The organism is Legionella drancourtii LLAP12, from assembly GCF_000162755.2.
Classification (GTDB): Bacteria; Pseudomonadota; Gammaproteobacteria; order Legionellales; family Legionellaceae; genus Legionella; species Legionella drancourtii.
Map to the genome: position 1 here is coordinate 1 of NZ_JH413798.1, position 14,000 is coordinate 14,000.

Here is a 14,000-nt window from a genome sequence, read left to right on the forward strand (position 1 = left end):
TTATAAGCTCAACTGGATAACGGTATCTTTTCGACTTTCTTTCCAGCATCACGATCTTCCTGATAATAAATTACAGTCTAGTGCAAAAGTTTAGTTGACGATGCCCGCCAGATACATGTCAGTAACTGTTTAAACACTATGTATGCGGGCACGAGATCTAGATGCAATCAATAAGATTGACCATACTCTATAATGAGTGTTATCAATTTCGTTAATCCTTATAAAAATCCTGGAGTTAGAGACATGCCAGAGGTAATTTATTTAGATCTTACGCAACAAGAGAATGCTGAACACATTCAAAATTTAATCAATCAAACCCCAAAGATTAAGGAATTTTTGCTTACTGAGCACTATGCGATTAACCATGATTTGAGCGCCAGATTAAAACAAACCTTAATCCCTTTTCAAAAGCCACCAGAAACAATGAAACCAGAGAAAAGGGACGGTAATTATCGTTATTTTGCAGTAGTTGCTACCGCAGATTTTGGCGAAGGCTCTTCGGGACTCATTCATCAGGTCCTGGGGGTATGGAAAATTGGTCATGGGCAAGCCATTTATAAAATAAAAGCGGAAGAAAAAAAGCAACGTTTATTAAAATCAATCTTTTTTAAAAAACCACTGGAAAAAGCCGTAGAAAATGCCAGGCAGCACTATGCAATGACCCCACTCATGGTGCAATTGGTAAAAGAAGAAGAAAAACGAAAAATAATAATGAACCTAAAGCGCGAGCAAAAAATCACCGGCATGGCACCACATATGAGTGCTAAATACCCAATTATTGAGACCGATGATGGGGTGCATCTGTTAATACGTAAACAACCTGGCTTAACACTAGAAACATGGATAAGCTGGCTGCAACAATATCCTCAAGGTTTAACTCTGATTCAACGTTTATTATTATGTATTAATTTATATGAAACTTTAGAAACACAAGTACATAGACTAAAGATTGAATTAAATACAGGCCAACAAGCACAACTTATTCATCGCGATATAAAACCAGCCAATATTATCGTTAACCATGAACGCCTTAGTTTAACCTGTAACATTATCGATTATGGCTTGAGTACTTATAAGGGAGATATGTTGAGCAATGGTGCAGGCACCCCCTTATATATGGAACCCCATCAGCTCATTCATCCCTCTAAAGTCCAAGAAACAGATGATTTATTTTCCTTGGCCATCATTTGCGCGGAAATCTGGGGTGACCGCCAACGAGCGCAGATTCAAACAATGAGTGAGCTAGAAAATAAAAATAAGAACATCCAGTTTACTGGCTTATTCTTGGGCATGAACCATTGTTCGCTAGAACAGCAAATTGCCATTAGCAACATTCTGCAACAATGCACCCGTTTTTCTAGAGAAAAACGCTACAGCAAACAGGAAGTAATTAATGCTTATAAAAGCCAATTATTAACCGCCTATAACCGTTTGCATACCATACATCCTTACTTGCAAGCACGCATCTTTGCCCTGCAAACCCAACTACGCACTTATGCCGATCTCGATGAAACAGCACGTTCTTGGCTAGATCAGGAATTCATCGCGGCTGATTTTTTAATTAATCAGACCCAGAAATTAAATAATCAAGAATTAAATGCAGGACGGTCACTCGCTGCAATTTGGATTGAATATCGCGCAACCCAGCTTAGCGCCATCACCACAACAACACTACCTGCAGATACCCCTAGAGGCTTGCAAGAGCAGTGGTCATGTTTATGTCGAGCGTGCGTTGCACCGGTATTGCCAAACAGTAGGATGTTACTCGCCATGGTTGCTGATTGGCAAGTCATTAACCGCTTATCGGCATTGTTTCAAGATTTAAAATTCATCGACATTAAGAGCTTTGATTTATTGTATAATTCTTATTTAGATCCCAAGAACAATGAGCCTTTATTAGAAAGGGAACCCTTACTTAAACGCCGCATCCACCAACATTTAGAAAAAGTTTTATTTTTTGCCCACTTGCCTCATCAAGTCAAAAACCGTTTTGAAGATCTGTGTCAACGAGCTCTAGATACACAAATCACCAAAACAATACAGTTTGAGTGTGAATTTAATGATGCCAGAAATCTGGCGGCGCTTCATGTTTTTTATGCCCAAATCTGTCCTAAGGCAAACAAGCAGCTTAATGTATTATTGACTCCGGAGCAATCGTTCCAAGCAGTTTTTAATGAAATGTATCACCACTACCAGGAACAAATTATGCAAAAATGGCGTGCAGATTTACAACCCTATATTAAAAATAAGCATACTCCTGGATTGCTCACGTCCATATTCCCCCCTAGCCCGCAGCGTCAAGTAACAATTGATAATTTATTTAAAAATCTGAAACAATTATTTCAAGAAAGCAAAGCAATTCACTTACTGCCGCAACAAATTATGACCTTGCTTACCAAAACCATCTCCCAAGTGGAACAAGATCATCAACAAGGGTATTTGGGGTATGTAGGAATCACCACAAGTACGCTAGCGGATGCTTTAAAAGAACTAAAAAAGGACATACGACCAAAACATACTCTTACTGAAGCAGCAAGTTCCACCATGAAGTTCAATTCGATCTCCTTTTAGTTTGCTGCGGCAATCTTAAAGAAATGACCTAAAATTAAACTAGCACATCAATTCAAGGAGTGAATCATGTCGTTATCAATGTATGACCTGACCGTACCCATAATGTTACGTGGCATTGATATTTTAATTATTTATATGGACAAGGCAGAACACTATGCCAAGGAAAAAGGGATTGCTCCTGAAGTCTTAATTACTGCTCGACTGGCACCAGATATGCTGCCCTTATCAGGGCAAATCCAGCGTTTTAGTGATAATTGCAAAGGCAGCATCGCCCATTTAGCTGCAATTGAAGCCCCAAGCCATCCTGATAATGAAACAACATTCGTAGAATTAAAAGAGCGCCTGGCAAAAACGGCTGCTTTTTTAAAAACCATCAAACCAGAACAACTTGAAGGCAGTGAAAATCACCTCATTGAACTAAAATTACGTGGTTTTAGTACGACGTTAAGCGGCAAAGCCTATCTGTTATCGATGGTACTACCCAATATTTTCTTTCATATGACCACGGTGCACGATATTTTACGCCATAATGGGATGAATATTGGCAAATTGGATTATTTAGGCAATTTTAATTAAGGCCAAATTAGAGCAAAGGTAGCAGCGGCCTTAAATTAAAATTCACGACCGTTGCTACATAAGAATTTCACTACCTGATTTTCTGCACCAGAGGCTATTCCTGTTTGGAATGCGCATTATAAAGCGCACGCATCACATCGGGCAAGGGCACCGATTTACCCTGGGTGTAATCTACCCAAACAATTTTACTTACCCCCTGTGCCATCAGCACTTCATCTTGATATAAATCATGATCCATCAGCATGCTGGAATTACCAATACTGTGGATCTTCGAGCGTAAGGTTACCGTCGCCGGATAAATCACCGGTTTTAAATAAGTGCAGGCGACATGGATAACCACCGGCCCTATTTTTTCCGTCATACTAATATTAAGCTCGCGCAACCAATCAATACGTGCTTCCTGAAAATAATCAAAATAGCGTGCATTATTAACATGCCCCAAAGCATCCATATCCCCCCAGGCAATAGGAAAGATCTTTTCGTGTACTGTAATTTTTTGTTCTGTCATGATAAGTCCATAGGATCAACGTCCACATTCCAGCGAACACCATTACTTAATTTATTAATTGTTAACCACGTCCGCAATTGTGTCAAAGAAGTTTTAAGAACTTTTCGTGATGATGATTTAATTAATAATTGCATCCGGTATTGATTAGCCTTCCGCGGTAATGGTGCAGGCGCAGGCCCCATTACCGTAAGTGGATGACTTTGCATGTGCTCTTTCGCTGCCTGTAAAAATTTTAATACGCTGCCAGCAATTTTCCCCTGAGCACGAATAACCGCTAAATAATGAAAAGGCGGTAATTGGGCCTGTTGACGGGTTGTAAGTAAAGCTTCGGCAAAATCATCATAACCTTGCTGGATGAGTACATTAAGTAAGGGATGATCTGGCAAGTGCGTTTGAATTAAAACCTGCCCAGCGTGCTCAGCCCGCCCTGCTCGTCCAGCAACCTGGGTTAATAATTGCCCTAATTGTTCCAAAGCACGAAAATCCTGATTGTAAAGCCCTGCATCAGCATCGAGAACGACTACTAAAGAAAGACGCGGAAAATGATGCCCTTTGGCTAACATTTGCGTCCCCACAATTAATTGTGCCTCACCACGGTGAATCATCTCCAAATGCTCATCCAAAGCATTTTTTTTGCGCACGGCATCACGGTCAATACGAACGACGTGCGTCTCAGGAAAATAAGAACTTAAAAACTCGTGCACCCGTTGAGTGCCCGCCCCCACCGGAATTAATTCATTGCTCTGACAACTACGACAATACGTTGGCGTTCTTTGGGTTAAACCGCAATGATGACAAATCATTTGCCCGGCTTGTTTATGCAAGGTTAAATGACTATCACAGGCGCGACAATCGGCCATCCAACCACATTGGTGGCACAATAAAACGGGGGCAAAACCACGCCGGTTAATAAAAACTAAAACCTGATTTTTTTTTTGCAAATGTTCTTTAATTAAATGTAAGGTCGGTATGGCTAAACCATGTTGCAGGGTTTGCGCGCGTAAATCGATTAATTGATAATGTAAGGGCGTGGTGGATAAGGCCTTATGCGTCAAACGCAACAATTTGTATTTACCTTGTTTACTGTTATGCACGCTTTCCAAACTGGGTGTAGCTGAGCCTAAAATAATAGGGATATTGGCTAAATGAGCGCGCATTAATGCTGTATCGCGCGCCGAGTAACGTACGCCTTCCATTTGTTTTAATGAAGTATCATGTTCTTCATCAATCACAATTAAACCCAAATCAGGCATCGGCGTGAAAATTGCCGCGCGCGTACCAATCACCATTTTAACCTTGTTTTCCTTGGCCAATTGCCAGGCAATTTGCCGTTCTGATTCATTTAGACTGGAGTGAATCACGGCAATAGCCTGATTAAAGCGAGCGGTAAAACGCGCTAATAATTGCGGTGTCAAACCAATTTCCGGTACCAGCACCAATACTTGTTTACCCTGCTGCAAGACATTGGCAATTACTTGCAAATAGACTTCGGTTTTACCACTACCGGTCACTCCTTGCAGTAAAAAACATTGATATTGCTGTAATTGCTCACTAATTGCCGTTACCGCCTCCGCCTGTTCTGGATTTAAGCTTAAAGCCGGCGACATAGGGGTATCGGCACATTCGGGTACCATGCTTTGTTGTGATAAAAAAATAATCTGTGCGGCCAATAACTTCTGTAATTGGCTGGAAGTAAAACCTCTTTGCGTCAAACAGTGCTTACTCACCGGTTCGGTTTGTGTCGCTAAAAAATCAATTAATTCGAGCTGCTTACGCGCACGCACTGGCACTAACTGTTTGGCGTTTGTAACCGGCAGCGCCAATTGATAAAAATCCCCCATAGGTAATTGGCAGTCCTGACCTAAACGGTATTTTTTAGGTAAAGCCAAGGGCAATACTTCAGACAAGGGTGATTGATAATAACTGCTTATCCAGGCACATAAAGCCAATATGTCACGCTGAATTAACGGCTCTTCATCAATAACGGCACTAATGCACTTTAAAGATGAAGTTACTTCTTGAAACTCGTTTTTAGCCAGGATAATCCCTAAACGAGTTTGCTTGCGAAAAGGCACCCAAACACGTGCGCCCACGCAAGGATTGAGCCCTGCTTCGGCTTCATAATCAAAAAAATCACGGTGCGTATGAGGAATACACACCTGATAAACCATGTTCATGCCGGGCGTTGCCAATCATGACTGGCGGATTGTCCAGGAGCAGAGAAAACTTTCACAACGACTTTATCAATACGATGCCGGTCCAATTCAGCCGTGTCTTTAATCAGCTCATTAACAAACCAACGTGACAATTCCTCAACCGTAATGTTGGTTACGGGCAATATCGTGACATCCTCTTTAAGAAAAGGAATCTTTTTATGGTTAAACGTAAAATAATAATAGGTTTCATCTTCGGCGTATTCTAAAAACGGGGAAAACTCCGGCATTAAAAAAGTTTGATTTAAATGACGGCATAATTTATGGATCCGTTCTTTATAATAGCGATAATCAAACGTCATGCCATTTTCTTCAACCCAAGTAGTTAAAGCCAAATAGACACCATACAGATGACCATGCAAGGGCTCGCGTTCGGTCGCAGAGAAAATAGTCGTATGACCGGCAGAAAATTTCATTGCTTCTTTCTGCAATTCTACAGTAGTTAGGTATTTTTTTATCTTCATAAACTCACTCGTTTATCCAGTAATTGAAACCCATTTAAATCAATTTCCATATTCTTATTTAGGGCAATGACTTTAAATAACTCCCCCATCTCACTTGGTTGAGTCAGTTGCTTTATTGCTTGTTTCGCTTTTAATTGTTCGACCTCATTCTCGAGGCTATTCACAAAGCTTAACAAACCATTGGCCAGCAAAAAAGAGGCTTGGTTCGTATAACCTGCGACATGAAATCCTGCCTGCTGTCCGGCCTCCGCCACATGGGTAAAATCAACATGGGCGGTAATATCTTGCTCTCCTGGATGCAACAGTGGTTCAGGATGGCTGTGATGTTGGTAGTGACACATCAGAGTTCCTTGTTGGCGATCGGGATGATAATATTCATGCCGAGGAAAACCATAGTCAATTAGTAACACCACGCCTTGGTTTAAGATGCGATAAATATTCAGAATCCAATCATCGATAAAAAGATTGGCCTCAGACAAGTAAGGGACCGTTTCTAAATGCAGCCGCTGATTAATATAATCGAGTAAACGTAAATTCTGACAAGGTTTGAAGACCTCTTTTAATTGCTGTTGTTCGTCTAAGGTAATATAACTTTCCATAACGCCATGTTCGGTGCGCATGAAACGATGCACAGGCATCGCATCTAACACTTCATTTGCTAAAATGACGCCATTAAAAGGCGTTTCTGGCCAGCGCTCAAGCCAAATCACTTTGTCCGCCAAATGCGGAATTTTTTGGCGGATAAATTCGGCCTGGCGATGGCGCAAATTCGCACTGACCTCCATAATGTAATACGCTTCTGGCAAACAATTAAGCAGCGCAAGATGTTCTAATATTGCCACACAAAGCGCGCCGGTGCCCGCACCAAACTCAAGTAAGACCGGAGCATCAAGCGTCATCATGATTTGTTGACATTGATTAGCCAACGTTTTACCAAATAAAGGCGTTAATTCAGGTGCAGTGATAAAATCACCCTGTTTGCCTAATTTTTGCAGACCAGAACTGTAATAACCTTCCCCAGGAGCGTACAATGCGAGTTGCATGAATTCGACAAAAGACAGATCCTGCTGGCGCAGCTGCGCTTGTAATGTGTGTATTATACTCATAGCTAAAATAACTTAAAAAAATTGAACCGTAGCCTGCTGCAGACTACTCGGAAATGGGAAACATACCTTGAATCCAACAAACAAACAAGAAGCAAAAGTAGCTTTAGTTACCGGTGGTGCCCGGCGAATTGGAGCGGCAATTGTCAAAAAATTGCATGCAGCAGAATATAAAGTCGTTATTCATTGCCGCCATGCTGTAGCTGAAGCCCAGATGCTTGCCACTGCCTTAAATAAACAGCGCGTGGATAGCGCCCTTGTTTTACAAAGAGAATTAACTGAGCATGAAGCAGCGCAAAAACTAATAACCGCAATCACCAATTGGGCCGGCCGTTTGGATTTATTAGTGAATAATGCCTCAGTGTTTCTCCGCAGCGATGGCGCGGACATGGGTATAGCTGATTGGAACATTCTTTTTGATACAAACGTTAAAGTCCCATTTTTATTGAGTCTTGCCGCCCGTCCTTTATTGGCAAAGCAATCAGGAGCCATTATCAACCTGACCGACACCCATGCCGAAAAACCACTTTCAGGATATGCCATTTACTGCCAAAGCAAAGCCGCGCTCGAAATGCAAACCAAAAGTTTAGCACGTGAGTTTGCACCAGAAATTAGGGTAAATGCCGTAGCTCCTGGTGCGATAGCCTGGCCTGAGCATGCAAATAGCCTAAGCCCAGAAATACAACAACAAATCATTGCGAAAACCCCATTAAAGCAACATGGTAACCCCGAATTTATCGCGCAGGCGGTTTGGGCTTTGGCAGAAAATCCCTTTATTACTGGACAAATATTAAAAGTGGATGGCGGAAGGGGTTTGGCAAGCTGAATACTCCTTCAGCAAACCAATACCGACTCAGCCTGTTCTAAGGCTTCCAGGGAAACTGACTTAACTGACGTGAAGAAGGAATGAACCGTTCCTAATGTAATTCCGTAAATTACTATATTAAGTAATGATTTCAGGAGGTTACCAAGATAATCACCCCAACCTAAATCGCGGGTCAATATTGGCTTAGCCTTATTTATTATCGCCGCACATTCTTTTTTAAAGTTCTCACTGGCGACTATGCGATCCGCATCAGGGTGTTCGAACGCAATATAATATTCATCACGCGCTTTTTTTAATTGCGCTAAGGATTCTTGTGCTTTGCTTGTAGCCACTTGAAAACGATGTTGCTCCACCAGGCCAATTTTATTGTTAAGCCCCCTTAAGGCGACATCAATTTTAGCAAACATCAACCCAATCTGAGCACGCCGCGCGTCTTCTTCCTGCACCTTCCGGCGCTGCAGGCTGTCTTCTTGTTCTTTACGGCGTTGTGCCTCTTCTTGTTCTTTACGGCGTTGCGCCTCTTCTTGTTCTTTACGGCGTTGCGCCTCTTCTTGTTCTTTACGGCGTTGCGCCTCTTCTTGTTCTTTAGTCTTATCAAACTCAATGACAAAATTACTCATCACATCAACTTTATCCAGTAATAAAGCAAATGGATCTTTCTCAAGCAAGCCAGTCGGACAAATAGCGCCAATCAATAACGAAGGCTTGGTATTGGCTACGGTCAATTTATTGTCTATAGACGCTAGTGTTTCTGTTCTATCCTTTTTGTATTGTGCATAACTTTGTGCATACTCTGCGAATACAGTCGTTGTCGTATTCGTGTTTAACAGGCAATAATGTCCATCAGCCGCATAAAGTACAATCTCCATTTTTGGCGTTACCATATTACCCTCAATCTCGCGCAATATCATCGCGTTTGGATTATAGATAGTAAGCCGCTGCCCCAAAAGATTAATTACCGGGGCCACATCGTTTTGCGCCAACTTAACGCCAGGAGTGGCCAATAATTGACAATACTTCTGATACCCCTGCTCATTCCAATAAGCAATGAGCGCTTGATTTTTATCTTCGCCATTGGTCGTAAAATAATGCTCAAATTGTTCTTGCTGCGATAATGTTGTGCCTTGTATACCGCCCAGAGAGCGCAGATAAAAATATTCCAGAAACGCCTCATTAGCAGTAAATAAAACACCTTCTTCGCCCATTAATAATTCGGCTTTAGGCATAACATTTCTAAATTCTGTATAAATTATAAATTTATGCAGCACTTCAGCATGCATCGCATCACGAATTTTAAGGTTTCCTGCCATTTGTGTAGCAAACCATTCGCGGAAGAAAAAACCAAGCACCAATGTTTTTTCGAAAATAAAACTTGCTGCGCATGATTTGTCATGAGGATGATGACGTTGCGAATATTCGGCAAATAAAGACAGCGAATCCTGATTGGGAAATCTTTTTTTGCAATTGCGATGCCGGACTTTCATCCCCAAGAATAGAGACAAAAGTAAACAGCTCTTTCGGTAAAGACAGCTTATTGGCAATAAGATACATTGCATAACTATGAAAAAAACAATTATCAAATGCTGCGGCAACATCTAATGCTTGTTTTATTTTTTCAGACAGTTCTTTTGACATTTACCCAACCCTAACACGCCCAAAAAGAGCCTTAAATGCTCAATGTAGCCTCTTTGCAAACAAAGAGATAGTTTCTTTTCACTATTGTATACAATCTATTTTCTATATTCTTATTTTTTGAGCATGATACTAAAATGCTAGAAGATTAAATTTGACCAAATTTAGAACAAAATATATACTCCTGCAAAATATATCTTCTTAAATAGATTACATGCCACATTCAAATTTTAATGAGTACCTTTTGAGATCGCATCCTGAATTAAAAATCAATAGCTTAAATTTATCATCAATTTATGAGGATGAACCACTTTACTTTACTGCGAATGAGTCAGAATCCGATACCAATGAACAGTTAAATATTTTTAACGCCAGCCCGATTTATGCTCAGTTTAAACAACAATATGCAACTCTAGTACAAAAACTAAATTACTGGTGTGAACACCACCAAATACTCATCAAAACCCAAGAAGATCTCTCCCCTGAAGATGACCTCCTAAAACCAGCCTTTTCTCTGTTTCTGGAACGCCTGTTCGACGAACGTAATTATTACAGCATCCGCAAAGCAATACTGTTCAATGACGGGAAAAGGTCGCTCGAAGAACTCTTACTACTGCTTAATGACGAAAGCATTATGCGTCCCATTAAAGAAAAAACTTTATTAAACCTACAACAGAGTATCGGGGTTTGTGCCGATGGCACTTTAACGAATATTGTTGATGCCAGGGATGATTTAAAAGAAGCACATGAAGGGATTACCTTTCTGATAACCAATACCCTACGCACCCTTATCCAGCAACATGCAATTGAGCACGCCCGAGCAACATACAGTGAAAAAGAGTTAGCAACGAATACAATGCATTATGGAAATGCCTACAGTAATTACGTTGCGACGACGTACGGTATTGCGCTAAAAAAAGATGCCTTTGTCTCTGCATTGCATGTCCCTAATTGGCGACTACAGCAATTTGCACTGTTGTTAGATGAGTTAATCACCCCTAAAGTCGTGTTAAAGTCGTTAATGCACTCTATTACAGGTTACATTGCCTCATTACGAGAACAATTTCATGCGTGTTTTTTTAAAGAACACCATGCCATTCCCTTAAAAGAAAGCAGTAGATTATGCAATGAAGGCCTTAAGTTAATGGCTGCTTGGAATAAAAAATATGATATGCTCCTCCCTCTGAATACAAATAGTTTATTTCAATTAAGCGATGATGGCACCGCAGTTATTCCCTCCCCTTATGATGAGGCTCCGCTACGAAAAACAATGGCGCAAAAGTTTAATGCGTTATTTCTAACTAAGAGCAGCAAGCGCGTATCGCTAAAATTGAACAGCGGTAGCAATCTAATCATAGAACAGGGATTATACTGGAAAGAAAATGATCTCGAGGTACTTGAGTTTAAGTCAGAAGAACTTGCCGGCATTGAAAGAAATCAACTTGATTCGTTAACTGATTTTTATGATTACAACGAATTAATTGAAACATTCCCCGAACATGCTCACTTTTTAATCCATACTGATACAGCTACCGCGGAATACAGCCCCCTCCAATTGCTTGAAAGGCGCTATCTGACGCTACTTATGGCTCTGATTGATTATCACCGACTCTCTAAATCCCAAAAAAAACGAATCCAATCACCGCAGTTTGCGCAACTAATGAGCGATCATTTATCCCGCACGCAACAGATGCAATTACTGGAAAAATTAGGTGAGCACAACTTATTAAGCCCAGAAGTACTGCAGCAAGGATGGCCCAGTATTTTAGCGACAGAGGGTAAACGACAAATTGCGTTCATTGAACTGTTATTGGCGCAAAAACGCTTAACACGTAAATTATGTGCGCAAATAGAAACAAAAGAGCAGGAACTCTTGGGAAGCAATATTATTTGGCTATTAATTGCCCATGAACATTTTTGGCTCATAGAACAATTAATACAGGAAAAGCTACTCTCTCCAGAAATACTTGCTGCGGCCCCTAAAAATGGGATTTACGCCGGTAAAAATATCTTTTGGTTACTCGCGTACTATGCACAATCCCCCCTATTGGAACAATTACTGGAACAATTATTGGCGCAAAATCTATTAACCAAAGAATTACTAGCAGCAAAAGCCAAACCAACCTCGAAGGAAGCCGGAATCAGTGCCATTTGGTTGTTGGTATATCGGCAATGCTTTAAATTTATAAAAAAACTCGGCGCCCAAAAACTGATAACCACCGAGATGCTTGCTACCGCCCCAGAAACAGGAGACCTTGCTGATCGCAGTTTTTTTTGGTTCTTAATTAATTACAACCAAGATCGCTTACTCGAAAAATTATTCATACAAGGTTTATTTACTCCCGCATTCCTCGCAACAACACTACCAGAAAATTCTGTTGCGGCAGGAGCAAACAATGTTTGGTTGTTGACAATTCATCAGAGGTTTCGCTTATTAAAGCAATTATTAGCTAAACAATTGTTAACAACCTCAATACTTGCCGCCGCCCCCTACCAAGGTGATAATGCCGGAGTAACTACATTTTGGCTATTGGCTAAAATGAACGAAATTGAACTCATAAACGAATTATGCCGGCAAAACATCTTAACCACAGAGCTACTGGCCGCAGTGCCAAAAGATGAAGAAGGTACCAATGCGGTTTATGAGTTAGGTCTCCACCAGCATTTTCCGTTACTCGAGACCCTATTAAATAAAGGCTTGCTAAATAAAGAAATTGTTGCTGCAGCACCGAAAATAGGCCCAGATAAAGATAAAAATCTCATTGCCGTATTAATGGCGAATGAACAATTTTCGCTCCTGGAGAAATTAATAGAGCATAAGCTGGTTACACCCGAGGCACTACAAACAACACTTAGCGACAATATCATCAGCATACTCATAAGCAAACAACAAGTTTCTCTAGTACAGAAAATGTGTGAACAGGGATTAGTGGAAAGCGCCGTAGAGCCTGCCGAACCATCGGACGTTGCGTCGGGGGCCGCCAATGAAATTATAGCCGTTAGCAGTAATTGGTTTAGCTTCTTTTCTCCTACTGCGAGGACGGTGAAAGTATTGGCAACAACCCGATTAACAGCAAGAACAGAAAGAGAACAGAACCGCAATGAACTCTAAGTGTTATGCTGGATAAAATGCTCAATTGCAATTAGCGAGGTCAGCTGATAAAAACGGGTTAGTGTCGCAGCGTCAAATAGCGTAGCAAAATAATAGCGAACTAAAGACTTACTTTGTAAAACCGCTTTATATTCATCTTCTAGGGCGGCCAAACCATGCACATGCGTCAAAAAAAGATTGATTTTTTCAGTCAAACTAACCGTGCCGAAGCCTTGCCCTAGCAACTCCTGGTATAACCAAGGATGACCGCTCCCGGCACGCGAAATCATATAAGCATCACAGCCGCTGTATGCAACTGCTTGCTGTAAACTTGTCCCATCAGCAATATCACCATTAGCAATAACCGGAATCGTAAGGACATTTTTAATTTGCGCGATTTGCTGCCAATTGGCAGCAACATCATAACCATCAAACCAGCGACGCCCATGCACGATCAGCGCATCCGCCCCAGCAGCAGCAATTTTTTGCGCCAGCAGCAAATCATGGTCATTCCCTTGAATCCGGATTTTAATCGTGAGCGGGATGGTAATTGCCGCACGTACGGCGTGAACCAGGCTAACGAGTTGTTCAGGCCGTTCCAATAATGCACTTCCAGCACCTTTTTTACGTATTTTGGGCTTGGGACAACCACAATTAATATCAATTAAATCCGCGCCCTGCATTTGTAATTGCCGTGCTGCTTGTGCTAAAACTTGGGGCTCCGTACCGGAGATTTGATAAGCAAGTATTTGCTCTTGCGCTGCACGATAAATATAACGTGAATTTACCGTATGTTTGTGCAGAATATCTGCAGCAGAACTCATTTCACTAACACAATATGCCGGCGCCTTATATTGATTAAATAATATTCGGAATGGTGCACAGCTATAACCCGCCAATGGTCCTTGAATCAAGCGGTGCGGAATAGTGAGGGAGCCTATTTGCAAAGGACTGTTAAGAAAAGCGTGCATCGAATTAATTCAAGGATATAATATATAGCGAATTTTAACATATCT

General features: G+C 41.2%; 11 protein-coding genes. 4 read left to right on the forward strand and 7 right to left on the reverse strand.

The features are described from left to right. The first annotated feature begins 243 nt into the window (after positions 1–243). Together LDG_RS01585 and LDG_RS01590 are read left to right on the forward strand one after the other, a co-directional pair. Positions 244–2,571 (forward strand): protein kinase domain-containing protein, encoded by a 2,328-nt coding sequence (locus LDG_RS01585; RefSeq protein ID WP_006869340.1) that lies wholly within the window; start codon positions 244–246, stop codon positions 2,569–2,571. A gap of 66 nt (positions 2,572–2,637) precedes the next feature. Beyond that, positions 2,638–3,147: a DUF1993 domain-containing protein gene (locus LDG_RS01590; RefSeq protein ID WP_006869341.1), complete on the forward strand. Its 510-nt coding sequence runs from the start codon at positions 2,638–2,640 to the stop codon at positions 3,145–3,147. A 94-nt stretch (positions 3,148–3,241) separates the two neighbouring features. Here the strand turns inward: LDG_RS01590 and LDG_RS01595 are convergent, their stop codons facing one another. From LDG_RS01595 to LDG_RS01610, 4 genes are read right to left on the reverse strand one after another with little or no spacing between them, the layout of a single operon-like run. Next, a complete protein-coding gene (locus tag LDG_RS01595) occupies positions 3,242–3,655 on the reverse strand; it encodes an acyl-CoA thioesterase (protein WP_006869342.1) in 414 nt (137 codons plus the stop codon). Beyond that, a complete protein-coding gene (locus LDG_RS01600; RefSeq protein ID WP_040534124.1) occupies positions 3,652–5,832 on the reverse strand; it encodes a primosomal protein N' in 2,181 nt (726 codons plus the stop codon). Before LDG_RS01600 ends, LDG_RS01595 begins: the two co-directional genes overlap by 4 nt. After that, on the reverse strand, positions 5,829–6,332 hold the full coding sequence (locus LDG_RS01605; RefSeq protein WP_006869344.1) for a 6-pyruvoyl trahydropterin synthase family protein: 504 nt from the start codon (positions 6,330–6,332) through the stop codon (positions 5,829–5,831). Before LDG_RS01605 ends, LDG_RS01600 begins: the two co-directional genes overlap by 4 nt. Beyond that, complete coding sequence (locus tag LDG_RS01610; protein ID WP_040534125.1) at positions 6,329–7,438, reverse strand: class I SAM-dependent methyltransferase; 1,110 nt, start codon at positions 7,436–7,438, stop codon at positions 6,329–6,331. The genes LDG_RS01605 and LDG_RS01610 overlap by 4 nt, the downstream gene beginning before the upstream one ends. A 67-nt stretch (positions 7,439–7,505) precedes the next feature. Between LDG_RS01610 and LDG_RS01615 the strand changes: the two genes are divergently transcribed. Beyond that, positions 7,506–8,261, forward strand: a complete 756-nt coding sequence (locus LDG_RS01615; RefSeq protein ID WP_006869346.1) for a pteridine reductase — start codon at positions 7,506–7,508, stop codon at positions 8,259–8,261. 8 nt (positions 8,262–8,269) lie between these two features. Here the strand turns inward: LDG_RS01615 and LDG_RS18290 are convergent, their stop codons facing one another. Together LDG_RS18290 and LDG_RS19200 are read right to left on the reverse strand one after the other, a co-directional pair. Then, complete coding sequence (locus LDG_RS18290; RefSeq protein WP_006869347.1) at positions 8,270–9,571, reverse strand: flotillin family protein; 1,302 nt, start codon at positions 9,569–9,571, stop codon at positions 8,270–8,272. Between the two features lie 79 nt (positions 9,572–9,650). After that, the gene (locus LDG_RS19200) at positions 9,651–9,896 is read right to left on the reverse strand and encodes a hypothetical protein (protein WP_006869348.1); all 246 of its coding nucleotides are present in this window, start codon (positions 9,894–9,896) and stop codon (positions 9,651–9,653) included. Between the two features lie 241 nt (positions 9,897–10,137). Here LDG_RS19200 and LDG_RS01625 point away from each other — a divergent pair, with 241 nt between their 5' ends. Continuing rightward, positions 10,138–13,005: a hypothetical protein gene (locus LDG_RS01625; protein ID WP_006869349.1), complete on the forward strand. Its 2,868-nt coding sequence runs from the start codon at positions 10,138–10,140 to the stop codon at positions 13,003–13,005. Here LDG_RS01625 and LDG_RS01630 read toward each other — a convergent pair. Then, positions 13,002–13,955, reverse strand: coding sequence for a tRNA dihydrouridine synthase (locus tag LDG_RS01630; RefSeq protein ID WP_040534130.1), 954 nt, complete (start codon positions 13,953–13,955; stop codon positions 13,002–13,004). The genes LDG_RS01625 and LDG_RS01630 overlap by 4 nt on opposite strands. Between the last annotated feature and the right edge of the window lie 45 nt (positions 13,956–14,000).

Bases quoted from the DNA above. Each gene is read 5' to 3' on its own strand.
- LDG_RS01595 (WP_006869342.1), bottom strand. From the start codon at position 3,655: ATGACAGAACAAAAAATTACAGTACACGAAAAGATCTTTCCTATTGCC.
- LDG_RS01610 (WP_040534125.1), bottom strand. From the start codon at position 7,438: ATGAGTATAATACACACATTACAAGCGCAGCTGCGCCAGCAGGATCTG.
- LDG_RS01590 (WP_006869341.1), top strand. From the start codon at position 2,638: ATGTCGTTATCAATGTATGACCTGACCGTACCCATAATGTTACGTGGC.
- LDG_RS19200 (WP_006869348.1), bottom strand. From the start codon at position 9,896: ATGTCAAAAGAACTGTCTGAAAAAATAAAACAAGCATTAGATGTTGCC.
- LDG_RS01585 (WP_006869340.1), top strand. From the start codon at position 244: ATGCCAGAGGTAATTTATTTAGATCTTACGCAACAAGAGAATGCTGAA.
- LDG_RS01600 (WP_040534124.1), bottom strand. From the start codon at position 5,832: ATGAACATGGTTTATCAGGTGTGTATTCCTCATACGCACCGTGATTTT.
- LDG_RS18290 (WP_006869347.1), bottom strand. From the start codon at position 9,571: ATGGCAGGAAACCTTAAAATTCGTGATGCGATGCATGCTGAAGTGCTG.
- LDG_RS01630 (WP_040534130.1), bottom strand. From the start codon at position 13,955: ATGCACGCTTTTCTTAACAGTCCTTTGCAAATAGGCTCCCTCACTATT.
- LDG_RS01605 (WP_006869344.1), bottom strand. From the start codon at position 6,332: ATGAAGATAAAAAAATACCTAACTACTGTAGAATTGCAGAAAGAAGCA.